At 61.2% G+C, this 22,802-nt stretch carries 22 protein-coding genes and 1 pseudogene; 10 read left to right on the top strand and 13 right to left on the bottom strand.

Going from position 1 to position 22,802, the window contains the following annotated elements:
• Positions 1-67: 67 nt before the first annotated feature.
• Entirely contained in the window at positions 68-484 is a 417-nt protein-coding gene (locus tag DXK94_RS17445) for a very short patch repair endonuclease (RefSeq protein WP_115525902.1), read from the top strand.
• 15 nt (positions 485-499) lie between these two features.
• Here DXK94_RS17445 and DXK94_RS21970 read toward each other — a convergent pair whose 3' ends face one another.
• Positions 500-1,390: an MvaI/BcnI family restriction endonuclease gene (locus tag DXK94_RS21970; protein WP_395929804.1), complete on the bottom strand. Its 891-nt coding sequence runs from the start codon at positions 1,388-1,390 to the stop codon at positions 500-502.
• A 253-nt stretch (positions 1,391-1,643) separates the two neighbouring features.
• Positions 1,644-3,041 (bottom strand): DNA cytosine methyltransferase, encoded by a 1,398-nt coding sequence (locus DXK94_RS17435; RefSeq protein WP_115525900.1) that lies wholly within the window; start codon positions 3,039-3,041, stop codon positions 1,644-1,646.
• A gap of 876 nt (positions 3,042-3,917) precedes the next feature.
• On the opposite strand from DXK94_RS17435, the gene DXK94_RS21450 reads away from it, so the two are divergent.
• The 3 genes from DXK94_RS21450 (at position 3,918) to DXK94_RS17420 (ending at position 6,168) form a co-directional block, all read left to right on the top strand.
• Positions 3,918-4,151, top strand: a complete 234-nt coding sequence (locus tag DXK94_RS21450; protein WP_181884866.1) for a hypothetical protein — start codon at positions 3,918-3,920, stop codon at positions 4,149-4,151.
• Positions 4,152-4,504: 353 nt separating this feature from the next.
• Positions 4,505-4,870, top strand: a complete 366-nt coding sequence (locus DXK94_RS17425) for a hypothetical protein (RefSeq protein WP_115525899.1) — start codon at positions 4,505-4,507, stop codon at positions 4,868-4,870.
• 407 nt (positions 4,871-5,277) lie between these two features.
• A complete protein-coding gene (locus DXK94_RS17420) occupies positions 5,278-6,168 on the top strand; it encodes an SRPBCC family protein (RefSeq protein ID WP_309544331.1) in 891 nt (296 codons plus the stop codon).
• A 256-nt stretch (positions 6,169-6,424) separates the two neighbouring features.
• On the opposite strand, the gene DXK94_RS17415 is transcribed toward DXK94_RS17420, so the two are convergent.
• From DXK94_RS17415 to DXK94_RS17405, 4 genes are read right to left on the bottom strand one after another with little or no spacing between them, the layout of a single operon-like run.
• Positions 6,425-7,060, bottom strand: coding sequence for a carbon-nitrogen hydrolase family protein (locus DXK94_RS17415; RefSeq protein WP_258868595.1), 636 nt, complete (start codon positions 7,058-7,060; stop codon positions 6,425-6,427).
• 6 nt (positions 7,061-7,066) lie between these two features.
• Positions 7,067-7,204 (bottom strand): nitrilase-related carbon-nitrogen hydrolase, encoded by a 138-nt coding sequence (locus DXK94_RS21725; RefSeq protein ID WP_258868594.1) that lies wholly within the window; start codon positions 7,202-7,204, stop codon positions 7,067-7,069.
• A 47-nt stretch (positions 7,205-7,251) separates the two neighbouring features.
• Positions 7,252-8,601 (bottom strand): APC family permease, encoded by a 1,350-nt coding sequence (locus DXK94_RS17410; RefSeq protein ID WP_115525898.1) that lies wholly within the window; start codon positions 8,599-8,601, stop codon positions 7,252-7,254.
• Between the two features lie 9 nt (positions 8,602-8,610).
• Positions 8,611-9,489, bottom strand: a complete 879-nt coding sequence (locus tag DXK94_RS17405; protein ID WP_115525897.1) for a carbon-nitrogen hydrolase family protein — start codon at positions 9,487-9,489, stop codon at positions 8,611-8,613.
• Between the two features lie 95 nt (positions 9,490-9,584).
• On the opposite strand from DXK94_RS17405, the gene DXK94_RS17400 reads away from it, so the two are divergent.
• Positions 9,585-10,334 (top strand): FadR/GntR family transcriptional regulator, encoded by a 750-nt coding sequence (locus DXK94_RS17400; protein WP_115525896.1) that lies wholly within the window; start codon positions 9,585-9,587, stop codon positions 10,332-10,334.
• A 274-nt stretch (positions 10,335-10,608) separates the two neighbouring features.
• Here DXK94_RS17400 and DXK94_RS17395 read toward each other — a convergent pair whose 3' ends face one another.
• Complete coding sequence (locus tag DXK94_RS17395) at positions 10,609-12,510, bottom strand: DUF262 domain-containing protein (RefSeq protein WP_115525904.1); 1,902 nt, start codon at positions 12,508-12,510, stop codon at positions 10,609-10,611.
• 351 nt (positions 12,511-12,861) lie between these two features.
• Complete coding sequence (locus DXK94_RS17390; RefSeq protein ID WP_115525903.1) at positions 12,862-13,680, bottom strand: hypothetical protein; 819 nt, start codon at positions 13,678-13,680, stop codon at positions 12,862-12,864.
• A 126-nt stretch (positions 13,681-13,806) separates the two neighbouring features.
• On the opposite strand from DXK94_RS17390, the gene DXK94_RS17385 reads away from it, so the two are divergent.
• Together DXK94_RS17385 and DXK94_RS17380 are read left to right on the top strand one after the other, a co-directional pair.
• Entirely contained in the window at positions 13,807-14,955 is a 1,149-nt protein-coding gene (locus DXK94_RS17385) for an ATP/GTP-binding protein (RefSeq protein WP_115525895.1), read from the top strand.
• Positions 14,952-15,293, top strand: a complete 342-nt coding sequence (locus DXK94_RS17380) for a hypothetical protein (protein ID WP_115525894.1) — start codon at positions 14,952-14,954, stop codon at positions 15,291-15,293. The genes DXK94_RS17385 and DXK94_RS17380 overlap by 4 nt, the downstream gene beginning before the upstream one ends.
• Before the next feature lie 147 nt (positions 15,294-15,440).
• Here the strand turns inward: DXK94_RS17380 and DXK94_RS17375 are convergent, their stop codons facing one another.
• Together DXK94_RS17375 and hisC are read right to left on the bottom strand one after the other, a co-directional pair.
• Entirely contained in the window at positions 15,441-16,859 is a 1,419-nt protein-coding gene (locus DXK94_RS17375) for an amino acid permease (RefSeq protein ID WP_115525893.1), read from the bottom strand.
• Between the two features lie 55 nt (positions 16,860-16,914).
• On the bottom strand, positions 16,915-18,012 hold the full coding sequence (gene hisC / locus DXK94_RS17370; RefSeq protein ID WP_115525892.1) for a histidinol-phosphate transaminase: 1,098 nt from the start codon (positions 18,010-18,012) through the stop codon (positions 16,915-16,917).
• 93 nt (positions 18,013-18,105) lie between these two features.
• On the opposite strand from hisC, the gene DXK94_RS17365 reads away from it, so the two are divergent.
• Positions 18,106-18,609: an Lrp/AsnC family transcriptional regulator gene (locus DXK94_RS17365; RefSeq protein WP_115525891.1), complete on the top strand. Its 504-nt coding sequence runs from the start codon at positions 18,106-18,108 to the stop codon at positions 18,607-18,609.
• Positions 18,610-18,728: 119 nt separating this feature from the next.
• Positions 18,729-20,387, top strand: a complete 1,659-nt coding sequence (locus tag DXK94_RS17360) for a thiamine pyrophosphate-binding protein (protein WP_115525890.1) — start codon at positions 18,729-18,731, stop codon at positions 20,385-20,387.
• Between the two features lie 262 nt (positions 20,388-20,649).
• Here DXK94_RS17360 and DXK94_RS21285 read toward each other — a convergent pair whose 3' ends face one another.
• On the bottom strand, positions 20,650-21,531 hold the full coding sequence (locus DXK94_RS21285; protein WP_147294397.1) for a hypothetical protein: 882 nt from the start codon (positions 21,529-21,531) through the stop codon (positions 20,650-20,652).
• A 219-nt stretch (positions 21,532-21,750) separates the two neighbouring features.
• Between DXK94_RS21285 and DXK94_RS21720 the strand changes: the two genes are divergently transcribed.
• Complete coding sequence (locus DXK94_RS21720) at positions 21,751-21,915, top strand: hypothetical protein (protein WP_258868593.1); 165 nt, start codon at positions 21,751-21,753, stop codon at positions 21,913-21,915.
• A gap of 31 nt (positions 21,916-21,946) precedes the next feature.
• On the opposite strand, the gene DXK94_RS17340 is transcribed toward DXK94_RS21720, so the two are convergent.
• Together DXK94_RS17340 and DXK94_RS21715 are read right to left on the bottom strand one after the other, a co-directional pair.
• On the bottom strand, positions 21,947-22,213 hold the full coding sequence (locus tag DXK94_RS17340) for a hypothetical protein (protein ID WP_115525887.1): 267 nt from the start codon (positions 22,211-22,213) through the stop codon (positions 21,947-21,949).
• Positions 22,214-22,259: 46 nt separating this feature from the next.
• Positions 22,260-22,802 (bottom strand): annotated as a pseudogene (locus tag DXK94_RS21715) (hypothetical protein); the annotation flags it as partial.

The raw sequence follows: 22,802 nt of genomic DNA, 5'->3' as shown, positions 1-22,802 counted from the left end.
CCCCCCCCCCCCCCCATCAGCGGGCAGCGTGAGGTTAGCGAACGGAACTAGGCCTAGAATCAGCGGCATGGCCGACTTCATGACTCCCGCGCAGCGAAGTGCTCACATGGCTAAAATTCGTTCTAAAGACACAAAACCCGAAATCAAGCTAAGGCGCTTCTTACACGGCGCGGGCTATAGATATCGGCTTCACGACCGTCGTCTTCCGGGGCGCCCTGACCTGGTGTTCTCGGGCCGAAAAAAGGCCATCTTCGTCCATGGCTGCTTCTGGCACGGACACACTTGCCGCATCGGTGCACGTCTACCCAAAACGAATGTTGAATTTTGGGCAGATAAGCGCCGTGCTAATCAGGAACGAGACCGGCGACAGCAGGTCGAACTTGAGGATCGGGGCTGGAAGGTGTTCGTTATTTGGGAGTGCGAAATTGAATCAGCCTGGGATGACTCAATAGCTAAGCTTGTCCTTTTTCTTGACTCTCCGTAAGGGATGTATCGGAAATTAACAACTGGTAAGATCGTGGTAAATCGGCTTTGGGAAAAGTTCCTTGATGTGTTTCTTGTGCACCTTAAACTCCGGACCTCGGTCGCCCCTTGAACTAAGCATATGGTCCATTGTTATGGCTCCAGACTGGAGCAAAGGGGATAACTGCTGAACAATCGGCTTAGAGGTCTGCGTCACGTGTTGAAAGTGTATGAATTCGACATTTCCCTCAAAGTACGATTCACCGGTCACCCAAAAAGTGTCCGCGTGCTTCGATGCTAATGTCTCGCGTAGACCTTGCAGTCTCCAAGTTTCCGGTTTCGGTATGTCGGACCGGCGAGACACCACATGCAGGAGGTCCTTTTGTTCATCTACTTCGAACCTCAGTCCTTGAGGGTTCCATGCAGTTGCAGAAATAGTGCAATACAAGCGCCGCGGCCCCTCTCGACGGTAGCCAAATTCACGGAGCATGTCTTTAGCGTCGACGACTTGGCTGAGCTCCCAATCCGGCACCTTTACGAATAGATTCGATCGAGCAAGTTTCGGTGCCCGAGTCGACTTCAGCTCAATGCCCTTATAGTCCGGATCCCTGCTAGAGTTTTGCCGAATTCCCAGCTCGGTCTCAAGTAGATGACCACCCCCCGTGTCAGCAGTTTTATACGCAGGTATGGGACCTCGGGCAGAAAGCTCTCGAAGCTTTTCCAGCAACTCTTCGAAAATGGATTCTCGGCTGCTCGTGAGCGGATTCAACAACTTGCGGTAGGCGGGGACAGACCTCGCCGCTCTAGAGAAAGAAACGCGTGTGGCGTTAAGTACCCACAGGCTCCCCTCCACCCAGAGACTTACAAGAATGTCCCTTGGTTTGCAATACTGGTGGATTCTCGAAAACCAGATCCTAGGGTCGCCCATCTTAGTATCAGGGCGGTAGAGGGAGGCCCTCGCCGGTCTTATGTCTCCATCCGCGAGAAGTACGTAACCTGGCAGGTATAGCTTGTGGGATTGCCCTTGCCCCTGCGTACCATAATCGTGCACCGCGTTACGCAATAGAAACCGCCTGTATTCTTCGGTAGCATCAAGGATGCTCTTCCGAAGGCCGGTCTCGGTGGGTTCAAGTAGGCCAAAATCCAAACCGTAGCGGGTAAGGAAGGCTATATTTTCTATTTCAAATTGATCCAATTCCCTCAACGTTTGAATCTCCCAAGATCTCTGCAAGTCGTTTTCCTACTGCATAGGATAGCCATGGAGACACAGCGTTACCTACCTGCGAGTACTGGGGAACCTCCGTTCGGCGTCGGTGGGCACCGGTAGTTTCTTTGCCTAAAAACTCAAAACTGCTCGGGAAACCTTGGAATCGTGCCATTTCCCGGACTGTGAATATGCGTGGTTCTGCGGGATGGACATAGTCGTCGGGCAGAGTCACGACAGTCCTTGCCGGCTGCTGCCACCCTAAGACACGTTGTGAATGCTTCTTAGTTGCGAGATCCAAGACCAGATTGCATAAATCGTCGAGTGTAGACGCTAGCTCAGTGCCGTCAGGAGCCACTGCTGGCAGGGGCGCGTCAACGAGTTGGGTCTTTACGTAGAGCAGCGCGTCTGAGTCCGGCAGTACAGCTGCCCGGTTCACAACACGCTGCTCCAACCCTGCGTTCGCCAGATACTGATACAGCCGGAATCGTTGGGTTGTGCGTTGCGTGTGCCTGCGTGGAACGTGATTGTGCTCCTGCTTCCCAGCCGTAGTGCGGAGTTTCCAGTCGTTACTTCGCATTTCACCGAGGTAGTGGGAGCTCGCAGCCCGGCTGACCGAAGGAGCGTGCGGAGAAAGGTCCGCGACTGCATCGGCAACGGTCCGTACGTTTTGGCTGGACACTATTGGAATAGGCGCTAGGTCTGGGAGCGGGTACGACAGATTGTCAGTGAAGTCCGACTTCCAGAGGGTTCCCGTAGACACTATGCCCGCAGCGTCAGCGATATCAGACCTTACAGCCATGATCATCAACCGTGGCCGGTGTTGAGGTGCCCCAAAGTGCATGGCGTTCACGCGTACCCCCTGCACTACGTAACCAGGGCTGGTTTCCGCGAGAGCCTGCTGAAGCTGCGCAAAGGACGACTCTTCTTGAGAGCTGAACCGTTGGTTCATGCCGACGACATTTTCAATGACTACAGCTTTAGGTTGCGTGCGCCTAACAAACTCAAGGTACTCCCAGGGAAGTTTATTGCGGATGTCGTCAGGGTTCCTTCGGCCTGCGAGCGAAAAGCCCTGGCATGGAGGTCCGCCGACCACTACATCCAAGGACATGTCAGCCAGCCTCTGCATGGCCTCCTCATCCTTCAGCAGTACGTCTAATTCCCTGACCAGCACCTTAGCCGCGATTTGCTCAGGGACAGGAGACTCTACGTACTTGTTCCACAGGCGGAGGTCTGACGCATCCTCAACTAGGTTGTGGTAGAAGGTTCTAGCCGCCATATCTGACTTTTCAACCGCAACGACAAGTTCGCCACCAGCTCGTTCGATGCCTAGGGAGAGCCCCCCGCAGCCGGCAAAAAGATCTACGTATTTCATCACTATGACATTCTGCCGTACTGCTACGACATTTTCCAGGACTGTCGAGCGCCTTGTCCCATCTCGTGCAAAGGTAAGGCATGGAGACAACCAGCTTCGCAACCATTGGGACCACGCCTTCTCGATGCTAAGCAGAGGCTAGATGGAAGGGCCAGTTCCCAAGTCAACGCGGGGTTCACCCGCAAAACTTAGATTGCCCATTCGCAGGCTGACCTGCGCGAAGACCAGTGCAGGATCTGCGCTCCTGAGGTTGATCCCCACCGGAACAATGCCAAAAGTAGGTCCCTCGCCGGAAGTTTGAACAGTCGACCTGCAATGAGGACGACGCTCGCTCTGTAATTTTTAGGAATGCTTTTTATGTTCCAAAACACGCTCTGAAACGCGGCTTCGCACCTCAGCTGCCACTGCCCGCTACTAGGCGGAAGGTAACCGTTTGGACAGCTGGGCAACCCGAGCAAGCACGCGATCGAACCGAGGACGGCTTATCAGCAGCATTCAAGTTGGTTGAAGATGCAGGCCCCGAGGCTCACGCTCGGCACCCGCGTATTTTGATACACCAGCTTGCCCGCGTGCAACGACTGAGCAAACGCCGTCTCAGATCATAGACGTCCTTCGGGTGGCGGTACCGCATGTCATCGGATGGTTTTCTGCGGGAGGTCATCCAGAGGAGCTACTTCGAATGCCCGCGCGGCCCCTGCGATGATACGTCGGCCATGCAATAGGCAGCTCGCCCACGTCGCATGGCCCCGCGTGCTCGCAAAATACCAGCCCGCCTCGGGCCGTAATGAACGAACCGCTGGTTTTCCGCATTGGAGGCCGACGGATGGCTGCGCCACCATTGCCCGCTGTGCCTACTCTGCAGGAGAACCATCCGAATTGGCAGACAGGCCCTACAGCCGCCGCTGCCGGAACATCGGGAACGACTCCCGCACCCGCTCCACCGTGCAGCCGGGAGAGCAGGTAGGCGCAGATGACGGCGCCGATCACCGGGACCACCACGTAGGACACCGGGTTCAGCTGCTGCCCGGCCCGGCGCCGTTCGTCAACTTCGGTGTCTTCACCACGTTCATGCTGGTGAACGAATCGGTGGTGTTCCACTATGTGCGCTAGCGCCGGTGGCCACGTCTGTGAGCTCGCGGTCAAGCCACACGAAGCCGGTGCTCGCTAGGTTCGCCGCTGGAAAGGACACATGACCGAGAGCAAGCTGGCGGATCGCTGCACAGCGGCCTCTTTTATCTGACAAGGGCACCTCGATCGCTTGTGTTGGATTGTTGCCCACTTTCAACGGGAACAGTGCCGCTAATTCACGGCAGCATTGGCGTTGATCTCTTCTCAGCGAGGGTCGGACACGCCCTCACGGTTGCACCCGGGCCTGAAGAACAAGAAAAACCATGCAGCTTTTCTTACTAAGGATGAGCTTGTGGGCTGTAATCTTATAGCCAGTCCTAGCAGGGCAGGGGAACATGGATATCCAAGGCTGGTTGATTCAGACATTCGGCTGGATTCAATGGAACGAAGCATTCCTCCACGGAGCTCTCGGCGGCTGTGTGCTGGGACTTGGAAGACTAATTCTCACCCTGATCGGGCTTGACCACTTGAACCACCAAACCAAGTATGGCCAGTTGTTCGCCAGTCACATCTTGGCGGCCATTCTGTTTGGGCTACTTGGAGGTGTGATGGCATTTGCTTTCGAGGGCAAGGCCGGTAACTTCATGCAGGGCATCTCGTCTATGGCACTTTTAGGAGTCCTTGCAGGCACTGTCCTGCAGGTATCAGCCGGCAAGCAGTCGGCTGGAACTCCTTCCTCTCATCCGGAACGCGAGAGTTAGGGAATGATTCCGTGAATCAGAAGCCCATAGCTACATCCGATTCCTTCTGGTTTGACCTCGCCAATGCCTTGAGCCTACGGCCCGTCTACCGCAAGCCGCTGCACCAACCCCTGCAGACTCAAGATGTTTCCCCAGCGCCTGATTCTAATTCTCGTCCAACGGAACGCAAGAACTCAGAAAAACCGGCCCGGCAAGAGCCAATGGCTAATTCGAAGGAGGACGCAGACTCGGGGTCAAGCAACGCAAAGGCCCAATCAGTCGTGGCGGAGCCAAAGACCGATGTCAGCTTCTTATCCAAAGTGAACTCATCTATAGCGTTTCCTGCCAAGCATGTACGGCCCCAATCACCAGAGCATGAGCACGGAGTCTTGTCTCGCGGCGGGCTGAAGGTGGAAAAACACATTCTGGTGAACGTACCGGTAAGCACCGCTTACGATCAGTGGACCCAGTTCGAGGAGTTCCCGCACTTCATGGGCGGCGTCAAGAGCGTTACCCAGTTCAGCGACGACCGGCTGGAGTGGGTGGCCGAGATCGGCGGCGTCCGCAGGCAGTGGGAAGCCAGGATCATTGAGCAGATCCCCGACCGCAAAGTGGTCTGGGCTGCTACGGAAGGCGCCACAAACGCCGGCGCAATCGAGTTCGAGGACATCGGCGGCGGCCAGACCTCCCTGCAGCTGACGCTTGAGTACGAGCCCGAAGGCATCGTTGAGAAGGTGGGCGACAAGCTCAACGTGGTGGAGCGCCAGGCCGAGGCAGACCTGCAGCGGTTCAAGGAATTTATCGAGGATGAGGGCTACGCCAGCGGAGCGTGGCGGGGCAGCGTCAGCTCCGGGGCATCCGCAGGCACGCCCGGGGTCGAGGACGCAGCAGGATCGCGCGGCGACTCAGGCAAGGCGGGCATCTCCGGCAAGGTAGCCGCAGGCCTGGGTGTTGCCGCGGCAGCCGCAGCCATGGCCGCCGTCGGCAACAAGGGCGAAACCGCGGCTGCCGACGAAACGGTAACTCCGGTGGCTCCCGGGGAGCCGGCCACCGTCACGCCGCTGACCACCGACACCACCGTCACGGGCACCACAACAACGGGCACGACGGCGGCAGCCGGCTCCACCGGTTCGGTCGCCGACCTGGGCGATGACAGGATCGGGCACGCCTTCGACCAAACGAACGGCCTGGTGGACACCACCGGCGAGTCCGACGAAACGATCGAGGGCGAAAACCTGAGCGCCGGGGAACGCCGCGAAGGCGACCGCCGTCCCGACGGCGGCCTACCGCCTATCAGCGGAAACCTCGGCCCGTACTGACGGTTTCAGCTGCAAGATGAAGCGCCGCCCGCCTCTCCCCTAGGCGGGCGGCGCTTTGCTCTTCCATCAGTGCTTTCCTGGCTTTACTTGCCCGCATCTGCGTACTTACCGGCGGGAGCAGCGGGCGTTTCCATCCTTCGCGGATGAAGAAGCTCGGGTGCGGCAGCTGGTTGTAGGCCACGTCCTCCCGGGCAACGTGGTGATGTTGATGAAGCTTACGATCTAGACGCCGATGGGGATACCAGGGAAAAATACCCTACAGCCGCCGCTGCCGGAACATCGGGAACGACTCCCGCACCCGCTCCACCGTCTCCAGCAATACCTCCACGACCCGCACGCCGGGCTCCAGACCTAGGTCGGCCTCCACCACGCCCATCGGGTCCACCAGCACGCTCCGCCCCACGGACACCGGCGGCGCCTGGCACACCCCCGCCACGTACACGCTGTTCTCGATCGCCCGCGCCGCATTCAAGGCCAACCACTGCTCCGTCTTGTGCTCGCCCGGCACCCACGAAGAGCAGACCAGCAGGACCTGCGCGCCGGCGTCGGCCAGCGACCTGGCCAGCTCCGGGAAACGCAGGTCGTAGCAGGTCATCAGCCCGAACCGCACTCCCCCGTGCTCGAACACCACCGGAGCGGTGGACGGGCCGGGCTTGATGAACGTCGACTCCCCGAAGCCCTGCGCATCGAAAAGGTGGATCTTCCGGTAAGAAGCCCGCCGGCCGCCGTCGGGCCCGAACGCCACCAAAGTGTTGTACGCCCGGCCCGGTTCCTCAGAGGTCTCCACCACGCCCGCCACCAGCGCGATGCGGTGGCTGCGGGCGATGGTGGCGAGCTCCCGGCAGACGGGCCCGTCCAGCGGCTCGGCCACTGCCGGGAACGTGCCGTCCACCTTCTTCTACTCGTAGGTGGCGTACTCCGGGAAGGCGACCAGCGCGGCGCCGTCCCGCGCTGCCTCGGCCGCGAACCGGTCGATCGCGGCGAGGTTGGCCCGGATGTCGGCGCCCGACGCCAGCTGCCCCAGCGCAATCCTCACGGCTCTTCCTTCCCTCGGCCCCGCGGCCACACTACTAACCGTCAGGGTCAGGCGGCGGCCTCGACCGTCGCCTTCTCCGTGGCCGTCATCTCCGGCGGCGAGGCCTTGAACCCGCGCGTGATCAGGGCCAGGACCACCACGCCCAGCACCAGCCAGGACACCCCCAGCGTAATGGCGTTGCTGTCCAGCCGGGAGAGCAGGTAGGCGCAGATGATCGCGCCGATCACCGGGACCACCACGTAGGACACCGGGTTCAGCTGCTGCCCGGCCCGGCGCTGGCGCACATAGTGGAACACCACCGAGGCGTTCACCAGCGTGAAGGCGGTGAAGGCACCGAAGTTGATGAACGACGTCGACGTGGCGACGTCCAGGAAGATCGCGATCAGGCCCACGATGCCGGTGACCACCAGGTTCGCCACCGGGGTGTGGAACTTCTCGCTGAGCCGGCCGAAGACCGCCCTGGGCAGGACGGAGTCGCGGCCCATCGCGTACAACAGGCGGGAGGCGCTGGCCTGCGCGGCGAGGCCGGAGGCGAACTGCGCCACCACCAGGCCGGCCAGGAACACGGCACCGAACAGCTGCCCGCCGATCTGCAGGGCGATGGAACTGGCCGCCGAGGCCGAGTCCTCGAACACGCCGCCGGGGTGGACCAGCTGGGTCACGTAGGACACCGCCACGAAGATGCCGCCGCCGATCAGGGCCACGAGCATGATCGCGCGCGGCACAGTCCGGCGCGGGTTGATGGTTTCCTCGGTAAGGGTGGTGACGGCGTCGAACCCCAGGAACGAGTACGCGGCGATGGCCGCGCCCGCGGAGATGGTGGCGAAACTGGCGGTGTCGTTGAAGAACGGCTGCCCGCTGGCCAGTCCCCCAGCGCCGTTGGCGGACACCACGCTGCCGATGGCCAGCGCCACGAAGAACACGAGGACCAGCAGCTGGAACGCCATCAGCACGTAGTTGGCCTTGTCCGCCACCTTGATGCCCAGTATGTTCAGCAGCGTGGTGATCACAATGAAGCCCACGATCCAGACGCCAATGGGGACGCCGGGGAACTGGGCGCTCAGGTACGAGCCGCCGATGAGCCAGATGACCATCGGCAGGAAGAGGTAGTCCAGCAGCACGGCCCAGCCCACCAGGAACCCGACCCGGGGGTCGATGGAGCGGCGGACGTAGGTGTAGGCGGAGCCGGCCACGGGGTAGGCGATGGCCATCCGGCCGTAGCTGTGCGCCGTGAACAGCATGGCCACGAGCGCCACGAGGTACGCGGCGGGCGCGGCGCCGCCGGTGGTTTCGGCGATGATGCCGAAGATCCCCAGGACGATGATCGGGGTTAGGTACGCCAGCCCGAACAGGACCAGTGAAGGCAGCTTCAGCGTGCGGGTGAGGGTTGTTGTCACGGTGTTTCCTTAGGGCTTGTAGGACGGCGGTGTCCAGGTGGCCGGGTTGATGCGGCCTTGGTAGACGGAAAGTTCGACGGCGGGCTCCCCCTCGCGGAACTGTGACCAGGGGCGGTTGAGGTTCTCCGTGCCGTGCGTGCGGACGCGGTCGACGGCGGCAAGGTCCAGTTCCGCGGTGAGCAGCTGCGGCTGGTCGTCTGTTGCTTCTGTGAGGGTGTTGCCCTCCGGGTCCACGATGATGCTCTTACCCTGACCCGTGGGGCTGGCGCAGTTGACGCTGACCATAAACACCTGGTTCACGATGGCGTTGGCCTTGGCGAGGATCAGTTCCTGCTTGCGGTCCGGGGTGGTGGTTTTGACGACGTTGAGGATCACGTCGGCGCCCATCCAGGCGAGTTGGCGGGACACCTCGGGGTACCAGGCGTCGTAGCAGATGTTCAGGCCCACCCTGCCGATGCCGGGCAGGTCCACGGTGGTGAACTTGTCGCCGGGGTCGTAGGGCTCGAACGGGCGCCAGGGAAAGATCTTCCGGTAGTAGCCGGCGAGCTCCCCTTCCGGGGACAGGACCAGCTGGGTGTTGAACAGCTGCCCTTCCGGGCCCCGTTCGCAAACGCTGCCCGGGACCAGCCAGATGTTGAGGTCTTTCGCGAGCTGTTTAAGCTCTTTGACCCGTGGCCCGTCCAAGGGTTCTGCGGATGCCTGGAGCATTTCGGTGCGCTGCAGGTCCGGGTCTTCGTCGCCGAAGAGGTGCAGCTCTGGGAAGACGACGAGTTTGCTGTGCGGCCGGGCCTCGAGGGCTGCTTTGACCTCGTCCGCGAAAGCCGAGACCGGTTCGCCGATGAGCCGCGGCCGGACCTGGGCAGCGATGAGGGGAAGGATGCGTTGCATGGGCTTGTCTCCGCGTTGGGGTGTGATCCGGGTTATATTAGATCAGAATGAACCAATAAAGGAAAGAGGGCGGCGTGGGCCGTAAGGTAGCGGATATGACCAGTCAGCTGGAAGACACCGCCGAGCCCTCGCCCATCGGCGCGGACAGGATGCCCGGGACGGACCGGCGCAGCGCCATTGACGCTGTCCGGCTCCGGATCGGCATGGCGATTTCGCTGGGGCTGCTTAAGCCGGGCGAGCGGCTGCCGGACCAGGAGGATGTGGCCCTGGGCCTTTCGGTCAGCCCGATTACCGCCCGCCGCGCGCTGGCGAGCCTGGCGGAGCAGGGTGTGGTGGTGCGCCGGCGCGGCCGGGCTGGCGGAACATTTGTGGCGGATTCCCCGCCACTTGATGTTTTGGCGGAACTCTCCGCATCGCCGGCGGAGTCCCAGGCGGTGAACCGGCTGGTGGACCGGCGGCTGCTGTTCGAATGCGCCGTGACACACTATGCGGCGGTCAACGCCACGGCTGAGCAGCTCGATGAGCTGGAGCGGCTTACGCGAGACATGGCGGAGGCCACGGACTGGTCCGTCTACCATCAGGCGGACGAGCGGTTCCACCAGCTGGTGGGGACGGCGTCAGGGATGGGCAGCGCCATCGACGTCTATCACGAGACCCTCGCCGAGCTCTACGACTACTTCATCCCCTACCCCATCGAGAAGCTGCACAAGTCCAACCACGATCACATCGCACTCGTGGAAGCCCTCCGAGCGGGCCGTGTTGAGGAATCGGTGGAAGTCGCACGGAAGCACGTGGACATCTTGCACCGGACGATGTTCATGGGGCTGGCGGAGGGACACCGCTAGGCCTGACACACTGTCTACGGGCTGAGTCTGGGATCCGGCCGTTTCTGCTATAGGCGACTGAGCGGTGAGTTCGTAGAAGCCCACCGGCACGCTGCGCAATCACTCCAGTGAAGTCAGTCAAGACGCCAGGCTATTTTGATGGTGCGAGCAGCACAAACATCAGCATCTGCTGTCCCTCAGGAGTCTGGCTCCGGCCATCTGCCCATTGCTGTCTGTCACTAACTACGAGGAGGGAAGCCTGATATCCGTTCAAGAGCAGGCACCGCCGATCGTGTTAGGCACCTATTGTTTGCAGTGCTTCCTCTTCATCTGCATCGATTTCTTCAGAGAGACTTGTCGCCTGGTCTTGGTAAACAAGATTTCCAGTTGCACGCTCAATCAGTTCTATCAAGCGCCGCTGCCGGTCCTGCATGAACTGATCAAATTCGTCAGCCCTCAGCAACTTCGGGTCTAAAGCATGGCTCTGCAAGTAGGAATCGAGTGCTGCTGGCGCAATGCCAGGCGTCTCGCTATGGCCTCGCTCCAGTTGTGCTAAGTAGATTGATGGGGCCGCACCGCCAATAATCCGATTAGTACGGTACGACAAGGGAGTTTTGTTGATGATGGAATCATAGACACTGGCAGGGATGCCCTGATCGTCACACCATTTCCGGGGAAAAATGTGATGAATATCGACGGCCTCGCCAAAAAAAACCGTGTGGTCAAACGCCTGACCCGATCGGAAATCCTTAGCACCTTCCAACATAAGTAGAGCATTTACACCCTTGTATGCGGCAGAAAGACGCATTCGCATCGTTTTGAGCCTATCAGCCCTGAAAACGGTCTCGCTTACAGTTGCGGGTGGCTTGCCTCCCTTGAGCCATGCGGGGATTTCCAGAAAATCTCTAGCAATTCGAGTATCAACCGTCGACCCATACAACTCACCGAAAACGCCGTTCCAGTACCATCGGACAAGTTTTTGTCGGTTCGCTTCGTGCTCCCAAGCTTCACCGATATCGGCGAGAACTGCGGCCAATGGAATTATCTGAGACTGATACGGCAGATCGAAAATTCTATATATGTGCAACATGTGAAGGAACTTTGCAGCTCGCTGGAAGCCCAACTCCACTTGGTCCTGATATTTCAGATAAGCGCTTAGAGGAAGGTTAAGCAGCGCTTGGCGGTTCCCGGAGATTTGCGGAAGTTCCTTGCCGGTCTTCCCCCGGTTTTCAGCATCCCACCGTTTCTCCCTCGTGTGAAACAGCGAGATGACATGAAGGAAATCAGTATTTGCGACGTTCGCCAAAATACCTGACTCAGCGTCCGCTGGTCGGTAAGCGCGGGCCAAACGGCGATGTCGACCTTCGGAAGAAGCGTCTCCGTACCAATCCTTTCTCAGCTCATGTCCATCAGCGGCATACATCGCCGTGATGAGCTCAAACGCATCCAGTGCTTTTCCGCCTGTGTTTACCTTTTCGAATACGACACAAACTGCTTCTTTGGAAGTCGAACGATCAAGAGCAATCACAGGGATCTGATACTGCATGAAGTTGTTTAGAACTTCATCTTTGAACCGCATTAAGAGCTTCCAGTCGTCCTGAAAACTCTCCTTACCCATGTTCCTTTCCATCCACGATCGATTCCATTCGTCCCAGTCGAAAACCATAGTCAGGGGGTACATGAAGTTATCAAGCTCAGCTTCACGAGATGAAAGATCCAATTCAATTTCTCGTCCGAACGAGCGCCTCACAATTCGGTCGGCCGGCACGCCAACGATAGAGTCTTCGCGGTCGACACTGTCCTCTAGAGCTGCACGGATATCGATATAGAACCAGCGGTCAACGCGCTTCTTCCTTGGAGTAACCGTCCTGACCACTTGATTCCGAAGTGTTACCTGGTAAAGAGACGTCATACGCTGCTGGCCATCCAGCAACAGAGCCTCCGGCAACCGCTGGAACGCATCATCCGGAGCTCCCTCCACAGGCCTGGGCTTGAACTCAACACCACCCCCAGTCTCCAATGTCATGAGTGCCCCGACGGGGAAAGCACGCGAAACTGAGGCAATAAGGCTCTTGATCCGGTCTTCATCCCACACCCAGCTACGTTGAAAATCCGGCAACTGCAGTTTCCCCGACTGACAGTTCGACAAGAGTTCATGAAGCAACAAGGGATTTGTTTTAAAGAACGAATTCACCATGGTCTGGACCATACATCAGGGACTGCTTCCGTGCGACGATATGTCGTTCGAGTTGGCTGTCCGCTTTGCCGTTACGAGTTGATTCCCAATGCTGCTGTGGGAGCGCGGACGGCACCAAGAACCCAAGAACTGTTACATGCCGGTAGTGGCGCCGGAGAGCCGGGAGCATTGTTGTTCAGCTGCTCATGCTGATGAGATTGAATCGTATGTACGACCGCTCTCTTCTGCATGACCGTCTGCGTGTCCGGGTAGAACGGTCCCGACCGGCACCGTCCATTTGCTCCCGCATACGCTAGGCACGCGCGAGTCACCCCTCGCCATGTAGAAGACTGCAGCTCACCGACCCTTTAGTCAGGCTTTATCTTTGGCCCACCATAGGAATTCTGCAGCATGCTGCTGGTGACGGAAGCCCTCGCCGAGAAGAGCAAGCAGCAAGTCATTGCTCCACAAAATGAGGCGGCCAATCGTCCAATTAGCGGTCTCGGGATCAGGCAGATCGAGACCCCAAAGCGAGCTCGCAATCTCTCGCTTTCCGGCCACGCCGGTGTACTTGAGGATCGTCAGGTACCTGTCGGGATAAGCAATGCACAAAACCTTCGTCAGGAGCGACTCTTTGAAGCCCTTCATCCCGAACGACTTAGTGTCGCTGATGAGCCCAGTAAGTCGGTCCTCGATATCAACAGGCGACGTGCCGCGCAGCAGATACTCGACTGCTTTGCGCACCTGGTGAGCGCCGGCTTCGGGTCCCATTTCATTCCATGCTTCATTGAAGACGGACATGTTCCCTGGGTTGGCGCCGATGTTGGAGTTGGCAAAGTCCTTGAGATCCTGCGGGTTCGCTCGCGTCAGGCCATCGGCGCTGAAAACCTGCTGGTACTTGGCCCAGTAGGGAGCGACGTTCGGATCGGGCTCAGGCTCCCGCTCTAGAAATTCAACCTTCAGTTTGTTAGCACGCGCGAGCTTCTGAGGGTCGACATCGCCGGGCTTCGGAAACCGTTTCTTGATGTCTTCGAGCGTTGGCAAAGGGACCTTTTGCCGCTCCGGCTCCCCTCGAAGCCACTCATAACCGCACTGCTCGCACTTGAGCTTCCGCTGCGTCCCTGACAGCCTCTCGACTAGAACGACGCGTTCATCGCTATGGCAGGTGGAACAATTGAGATCGATCGCCAAGAGATCTACCTTTCGAACACGCTTCGAGGCGGCCATCGAGGGCCACCCAAACGCTAGCAGCCTCATGGATTACCCCGCGCCACGACACGTTCCGCATCTTGCTGGAGGTGCCCTTATGCTCCTCATATGGAACTGAACAGAGCGCTTGAGCAGCACATTGCAGTGTTCGGCGAGAGCGGCAGCGGCAAAACCGTCATGCTCTCCTCGTTCTACGGGGCCACCCAGGAGCCCCAGTACCTGCAGAAAAGTCTGTTTCATGTCCTACCGGGCGATATTGGTCAAGGCAACAGACTTCATAGAAACTACTTGGGCATGAGAAATTCAGCCCGGTTGCCACCGCCTGACCGTTTCGCTGCTACGTCCTACTCATTCTCACTCAAGTTTAAGGATGGATCCGAAAGCAATGCTTTAAATGCCAGACCGTTCGATGCCCTGCGTTTGGTCTGGCACGACTACCCGGGAGAGTGGTTCGAGGAGGACGTCAGCGGGCCTGAGGAGGCACAGCGGCGGATCGACACGTTCAAAGCTTTGTTGGGTTCGGATGTAGCCCTGCTGCTGGTGGACGGTCAGCGGTTACTCGACAATGCCGGAGAGGAGGAGCGTTACTTCAAATCCTTATTCGGCAACTTCAGAAATGGGCTGCTGACGCTGAAAGATGACCTACTCGAAGATGGAAAACCTCTTGTCGACTTTCCACGTATCTGGATAATCGCACTGTCAAAGTCGGATCTTTTGCCAGACCTTGACGTGTTCAAGTTTCGGGATCTTCTTATCGAGAAAGCTTCCGATGACATGGACGAACTTCGCAAGGTGATTGCTGGGTTTGTGGAGGCCAGCAATGCGCTGTCCGTCGGTGAGGACTTTGTGCTGTTCTCCTCAGCGAAGTTCGACACCGACAAGATTGAAGTGGCCGAGCGCGTTGGTCTGGACCTTGTCCTTCCTTTGGCCGCCGTGCTCCCGTTCGAGCGTCATGCCCGGTGGGCGGAAGCGATGCACCTTCCGGGGAGACTGGCAGAGAATCTGCTTCGCGGCGCAAGCTCTCTCGCTACCGCCCTCCTCGGCAGGGCCCGCATGTCCGGCCCACTAGGGCTGCTGCTCAGCTTTGTCGGGCCAGACGTAGTACAAGAAGCGGCCAATCTGGCTGAAGACAAGCTCAGGGACATCAATGCGCAGGCAATGGCCAAGCGCGACTTTATAACAGCCACGTTGACCGGTTTCAGGATGGATCTAGCTAAAGGCGAAGAGGCCGAGACCCTTCTGAGGAGCCGTAGATGAAGCTCATCTGGGCCACCCGTGGGCGGATGTGGGGTTTCCGGTTCCTTCGGGATGGGGGATTCCCTGATCCTCTCGTCGAGTATGACAAAGCCTTCTCGGACACTGAAGGTGAACCGGAAGTCTGTCGTCGCATCGGCGAGGTGGTGGCGTTGCGTTTCCCTGACCCACGTAGCAGGCAGGACAGGGCGGGCCGAATCATTCAACATGACTTTGTCGTCTTCCCTCCCCTGGCTACCGCTGTCGGTTCAGTGGGGGACGGTATCCGCGACGTCTGGCCGCTTGTTGCCGAACAGTACGAAGAAGCATGGAATCTGCCCAAGCCGCCCTTGATCAGATAGCCGTTTGCTTGAATCGCAAGTTCACGCAATACGCACCTGCCTAGGTGACCAATCACACGGCACCGGATAGGGTGAGGGCGCGCCCCGAGCAGCCCTGACGCGCCCCTTCGAATGTCCTAAGTCGCAGGTTGGTTCACAGCAGCTGGTTCAGTCGACCAGCACCGGCGGCTTAGCACCGTCCCGAGATTCGACGCTGACGGCCGCCGAGACCTTCCTGGATCGGTGGTTCAACCAGTTCGCCACCGCCAGAAGTGCCACGAGTCCGAACGTGCTCAGGAGTTGCGGGCGGGAATCCTCGCCGATGAAGCCCACCGTGAAGATCGCGGCGAGAATGACCAGGCCAAAGCACGTGAGCCACGGGAAGCCGGGCATCCGCAGGGGAAGCTCCGTCCCATCGCTGTCGGCACGGAGGCGCAGCGCGAGCTGTGCCAGGAGCGCGGACGTCCACACCAGCAGGCATGTCGACCCAACGATGTTCAGCAGGATGCCAAGGACCATCTCGGGGAAAACCAGTTCCAGCACTACCGTGACAATGCCGAATGCAACGCTGGCCAGGACGGCAACCACCGGAACCCGTGCCCTGGACACGGAAGCGAGCCAACGCGGTGCTTCGCCCCGCTCCGCGAGTGAGTACGCCATCCGGGAGGCACCGTAGAGGTTGGCGTTGAGCGCCGACAGCAGCGCAGCGACGGCTACCAGCGTGATGGCGGTGGCCGCACCGGACATTCCCGCGGCCTCCAACACGGCGGCGAACGGGCTCTTCAGCCCCTCCGAACCCACGGGAACCACAGCCGCGATCACGAAGATGGCACCGATGTAGAACACCAGGATCCGCCACAGCACCGTGCGGACAGCTTTCTTCACGCTGCGCGCGGGCTCGGCGGTCTCGGCTGCCGCCACGGACACAATCTCGGTGCCGCCGAATGCGAACGCCACCACAAACAGTGCCGTGGCAATCCCGCCGAACCCTCCGGGTGCGAAGCCGTCACCCATGAAGTTGGCCAGGCCCGGCGACTGGACGCCCGGCAGCCAGCCGAAGAGAAGGGCAGCGCCCACAGCCAGGAACGCGACGATTGCCGCCACCTTCAGCAATGCAAACCAGAACTCGAACTCGCCGAAGTTCTTCACACTAGTGAGGTTCACGGCGGTAAGCACCACGATGAACACGAAAGCCATCAGCCAGACCGGCAGGGCCGGGAAAATGGTGGCCAGCAGGCCAGCCGCACCGAGCGCTTCGGCGGCGATGACCACCACGAGCTGCAGCCACCAGAGCCAGCCCACCGTCGCGCCGGCCACCGGACCGTAGGCCTTGGCGGTGTAGACAGAGAAGGCCCCGCTGTCAGGATTGGCGGCGGCCATCTCGCCGAGCGCCCACATCACCAGGATGATGAGGGTGCCGGCCACGAGGTAGGAGATCAGCACGGCCGGGCCGGCCGCTTGGATGCCGGCGCCGGACCCGATGAACAGGCCCGCGCCGATCGCGCTGCCGAGCCCCATCATGGTGAGCTGCCGAGGTTTGAGGGCGGCGCCGAGTGGGCGCGCAGACATCTTTGTCTGTTGTTCCATGGGGATTCCTCTGGTTAGTAGGTGGAACGGTTTGGAGTTGGGTGTCAAAAGAGTTTTAGGCCGCGTGGGCTTCCAGGAGCCGGACCACGCGGTCGTTAGAGGCAGGGTCGGCAACGGTGATCCGCACGCCGTCGCCTTGGTACGCGCGGACCAGGATGTTCGCGCGGTCGAACGCCTCGACCAGCCTCGCCCGGAGGTCGTCATCGGCACGGATCCACAGGAAGTTGCCCTGGCTCGGCTGCAGTTTCCAGCCCTGGGCTTCCAGCTGGGCGGCCATCCGTGCACGCTCCTGCTTCACGGCGGCAACGCGACTTTCCATCTCCTCCCCCGCGTCCAGCGACGCGATGGCCGCCTTCTGGGCCAGCGCGCTCACCGAGAACGGAAGGGCGGTGCGGCGCAGTCCCTCGGCGATGGTCGGCGTCGCCACAGCGTATCCCACGCGCAGGCCGGCGAGCCCGTAGGCCTTCGAGAAGGTGCGCAGGATGCAGACGTTCGGGTACTGGCGGTAGAGCGCCAGGGAATCGGGACCGCTGCCCGCTTCGGCGTATTCCACGTAGGCCTCGTCGATCACCACGAGGATGTCCCAGCGGACGGCGCGCAGGAAGGCCTCGATGCGTTCGTGGCTGATCGGCACGCCGGTGGGGTTGTTGGGGGTGCACAGCAGGATGACCTTTGTGCGTTCGGTGACGGCCGCGGCCATGGCATCGAGGTCGTGGCCCTCAAGGTGGTCCAGCGGGATGCGGACCGGCCGGGCGCCCGCGAGTTCGACCAGGATGGGGTAGGCCTCGAAGGAGCGCCACGCGAAGATCACTTCATCCCCGGCGTCGCACAGTCCGGTGATGATCTGCTGAAGGACGCCAACGCTGCCCGGCCCCACCGCGATCTCCGCGGCCGTGACGCCGAGGTGGCGGGCGATCCGTTCGCGGAGTTCGACGGCGGCGCTGTCCGGGTAGCGGTTCATCGCACCGGCAGCTTCGGCCACCGCAGTGATGGCTGCGGGCAGCGGTTCGTAGTGGCTTTCGTTGCTGGCGAGGGCTGCGACGTCCATGCCGGCGCTGCGCCGGCCCGGGACGTAGGACGGAAGTCCGGTGACCGCGCTTCTAAGGGTGGGAAGCGCGGTGCCCGGTCTGGTCAGGAGCTGATCAGGGGTCATGAGGACCGATCATGGTTGTGACCCGGCACACATTGCAAGATACGCTCTAGCCATTGGGACAACTGCTCAACTTCTACTGCATGTGGTGAAAATATGACCATCGCGAACTCTCGCACCCTCGATTCCCTTGACGGCCGGATCATCCTGGCCCTCGACAAGGACCCCGAAGCCAGCGCCCTGGCGCTCTCCCGGACGCTCGGCGTCGCGCGGAACACCGTCCATGCCCGGCTCGCACGACTGGAGCACAGCGGCGCCCTCCGCTCCTTCAGCCGGAGGCTGGACCCCGCCGCACTGGGCTACGAGCTCATGGCCTTCCTCTCCCTGTCCATCAGCCAGACGCGCACCGGGTCGGTGGAGAACGGGCTTGCCGCCATCCCGGAGGTCATCGAAGTGCACGCCACCACCGGCGACGCGGACCTCATGGCCAAGGTGGTGGCCCGCGGCACCGCCGACCTCTACCGCATCACCAACGAGATCCTGGAGATCGACGGAATCGAGCGGACCAGCACGGCCATCTCCATCCTGGAGCTCATGCCGCCCCGCTACGACGGCCTCATCAGCCGCCTGTCCGAGCAGGAGTCCCGCACCGGGGACTAGGTAAGGTGACGCAGGCCACAGCTAGGCAAATTTTCAGTCCACTCCTCCCCTTGCTGCCAAAAGCCCCAACCAAAACCGGCGCTATTGCTAATCTGAGGTGTGGCCCACAGGCTTCCTGCATGACTTCACTTACCGTGTCAGGCCGTGTGGCCCAGGTTCTCAGCAGCTATGTCAGCGATGTCTTCGGCGTCATGGGCAACGGGAACGTCCACTTCCTGGACGCCGCGGAGAAGCAGGGCATCCGGTTCTCCCCCGTCCGGCATGAGGGCGCCGCCATCGCCGCGGCCGACGCCTACTACCGGACCTCCGGCCGCCTGGCGGCGGGAACCACCACCTACGGCCCGGGCTACACCAACGCACTCACGGCCCTCGCCGAGGCGGTGCAGGCGCAGATCCCCGTCGTGCTGGTCACCGGCGACGCACCGAGCAGCGGTGCCCGGCCCTGGGATGTGGACCAGGCGGCCATCGCCACGGGCGTCGGCGCCGCCACCTTCACCGTCACCCGCGACACCGCGGGCGCCATCACCCGGCAGGCGGTGGAGTACGCACTCACCAGGCGCACCGCCGTCGTCCTCGCCATCCCCTACGACCTCGCGGCCCTCGAGGCTCCGGAAGAGAACCTTCCTGAACCGTCGGCAGCAAAGGTGACGGACGACGTCGACGGCGGCCTTGGGCAGGTAGCCCGCCTGCTCGCCGGGGCCAAGCGGCCGCTGATCCTGGCCGGGCGCGGTGCGCACCTCGCCGGCGCCGGCCCCGAGCTCCGGGAGCTTGCCGACCGCCTGGGCGCGCTGACCGCCGGAACCGCCCTGGCGCTGAACCTCCTGCAGGGCGAGGGGTACCTCGGCGTCGCGGGCGGCTTCGGCACGGACACCGCCGCGGAACTCATGGGTGAGGCCGATGTGGTCCTGGTGGCCGGGGCGAGCCTGAGCCCCTTCACCATGCGGTTCGGGCACCTGCTCGGCCCGGACAGCACCGTCATCCAGATCGACGCCGGCCTGGAAGCGACCAACCCGCGGGTGGACCTGTTTGTCAGCGCGGACGCGAAGACCGCTGCGGGACGTCTCCTGTCGCTGCTGGAAGACACGACTGCGGCGGAAGCTTGGCGTGCGGAAGCCCGCCGGCGCCTGGCTTCCGGGCCGGGACACCACCCAGGCTCGGACGAGACCCCGGACGGCCGGCTGGATCCGCGCTCCCTTGCCACGGCACTGGATGCCGTGCTGCCTGAGCGCCGAACGGTGGTCCAGGACGGCGGGCACTTCATCGGCTGGGCTCCAATGTACTGGAACATCCCGCGGCCGCAGGACCTGGTGATGGTGGGAACCGCCTTCCAGTCCATCGGGCTGGGACTCGCGAGCGCCGTCGGGGCGGCCCGCGCAGTGGAGGACGGCCGCACCCTGGTGCTGGCCTCGGGCGACGGCGGTTTCCTGATGGGCCTGGCCGACCTCGAATCGCTCATCGGCACGGCTCGCAGTGCGATTGTGGTGATCTACAACGACGCCGCGTACGGAGCCGAGATCCACCAGTACGGTTCCCTGGGCCTGACCGAGAAGCCCATGTTGATCCCCGAGGTGCACTTCAGCGGCATCGCCCGCGCGCTCGGCGCCGAGTCAGCGATCATCCGTTCGCTGGCAGACCTCTCCGCGCTTACGGACTGGATCGACGCCGGGGCCAAGGGAACCTTCGTGGCCGACTGCCGGATCACGTCGAGCGTCCGGGCGCCGTGGTTGAGCGAGTGGATGGCAGCCTCAAAGGCAGCGAAGGCGGCAGTGGCGGGGTAACCCGGAAGCCGACCGTTGACTTCGTCCCCTCATGTAATCATCGGCACCAGCGGCGGGATACCGCTGTCTGGTCGGGCCGCTCCAAAGGGAACGACGGCGGGAAGGCGAGCCCCGCCGTCGTCATACCTTGGCCGCGTCTCAGGGCGCGCGGCGGAATTCCCCCGGCCGGACTTGGAGATGGAACCCTCTGCCGGTACGGCGTTGATGGCCTTGGCTAGTGCCAGCTCCACGGGTGGGCGTAGTGAAGCTGGCACATCTTCGCTCATGATTTGGGTTTGATGAAGGCGATTTTGGATAGATTCCTGACGTCCACGTAGAAGTTTCCACCAGTACCCGCTTCATTTAGGCGGCCCTCTGCGATCACGAACCAGTCTTTTAGGTCTTGAACCCCGGACAAACCAAGGGAAGTTGTCACCGTGTTTTTGTGTTTTGGCAGCACCATGATGGACATGCCATTGCCTTTGAGAAACAGACTGCCGTTGTCTTGCGGGACGTCGATTTTGCCCCAGTAGGCCATCAGCCTGGCGTTGCCTGTAGCGGGCAGAGGCGCGGCATGGTCAGCTGAAACGTCCTCGAAACGGCAAAAGTAGTCCCTTCCCCAGACTTCGCCGCGCCCTTCTACTTTGACCCTGAGTGTGGACGGCGGGAATTTTGGCATGCTCTGCAAATCGGAAAGGAAGGATTTCAAGCCTGCTGATTCCCGGTCGATGGGCGCACCGCCGCCGTTGACCACCATGCCACCGCCGCCGCGTCCTTGGGCTGCTCCCCCTGTACCTGGCACGGGAGCTCCCCCGCCGCCGGCCCCTCCCAAGGTGTCGTATCTGACGGTGACGATGCCGCCTACGTTGATGATGCCCTTTGTTTCCCGAGCAGGATCACCTTCGGGCCGCTCTGCCCTTATGGATGGTTTGTGGTTGTTGCACTGATTGGCCCCCGGAACACGGAAATGCGGCGGGTTGCTGCCGTTCCGGCCTCCACCAGGAGACACGAAACTGGCTTTGGCTCCGCACACGGCACAAATAAAGCCCGTCCGGTTCGTTCTTAGCCACTCGTCCTTGTCTTGCCCTTTGCGCTCTGCTTCCGCAGCAGCCTCCCAAAATTCTGAGGCCAGTACCGGACCGCCGTTCTTCTCTGCGGCAATCATTCCCGCCCGTCTCCCTTTTTCTGTTCTGCGTTATTGCTTGCAGCGTAAACCAAAGCCCGGGGAGCAGCGGCATTCATTGACACAGCATCGCCCTAACATTGGCCGGGTGCAACAGGTTCTAGTGGAGACAGCGGCGGACGTTCCGGTGTGTTTTGAGTGCCAGGGGCGTACGTGGCATATGGCCGCTGAGCCGGTGCGTTGGTATGAACGGATCGAGTGGTGGCGGGAGTTCAAGGGCTACCCCGCCACGATCCGCCGCGTATTGACGTTGAAGTGTGGCGGGTCCTGGCGCGGCTTGGCAAGCGTTCCGAGCTGGTGACGTTTGACCTGATCCGGGACCAGGACCGGGTTGCCTGGTTACTGCGTCCCTACGCCGCCCCCTAACCCAGCCCGCGAACGCGAGGCCTAGGGTTCCTTAGTCGTCGTTCGGTAGGTACCGGCCATGCTCGCGATGTACGCGCTTTGGTGGGTTGGGGTTCTCGCGGTCGTATGCCTCGTTTGCACGGCGCACCATCTCGACGTCGTAGCGGTGCATCTCGTTCTCGATCCGTTGCAGCTCGTTGTCGACGTTTTTGTGGGAGACGTAACGCTGCCGCAGCGCCTCACGCTCTTCTTCAAGGTCCTTGTCGGACTTCACGCTGAGGTCGCCAAATGCGCTTCTGATTCCGTCAAAAATGCCCATGGATAGATGGTGTCACACCCGGGGCCTACCGACGCATGATCGCCGGTCAACACCGTTGCCAGCTTGGCAAGCGTTCCGGCTGGTCACATTCGACCTGATGCGGGACCAAGACCGCATTGCCTGCGCTCCTACCCTGCCCCTCGCCGTCGCCTGAAAGGCGCCAAGGACCGCGTTGTTCAGGAGGCGGATCTCGAGCCTCTATGGCCGCGAGCTCGTTGGATTGCTGCTCCCCTTTGGCAGCAGCAGCAGCCGCCTTGATCGCGTCCTTCTCGGCACGCAAGGCCTCCGCCTCATGCTGTTCCTCGGCCTTTTCCTGGTGGATGACCGCTGCGAAGAGCTTCTCCATCTCCTTGGCCACACCGGCAGCTGACGCCGGGTTCTGGCCGGTCACCAGCCGGTCGTCAACCACGACCCTTTCCTCGAAAACACCGGAGGAGACGTGGGTGGCGCCCTGTTCCTCAAGCCGGTCTGCCAGGAAGAACGGAATGACCTTGTCCTTGCCTGCGGCGACCTCCTCGTCGTTGGTGAAGGCGGCCACCCTCCGGCCCTCGACGAGGCGAAGCCCGTTCTCCAGTTCCACGTTCAGCAG

The sequence above is a fragment of the Arthrobacter sp. RT-1 genome, from assembly GCF_003367205.1.
Classification (GTDB): Bacteria; Actinomycetota; Actinomycetes; order Actinomycetales; family Micrococcaceae; genus Arthrobacter.
Note: the sequence above shows the minus strand (reverse complement) of the source record. Positions and strands in the feature narration are given on the sequence as shown.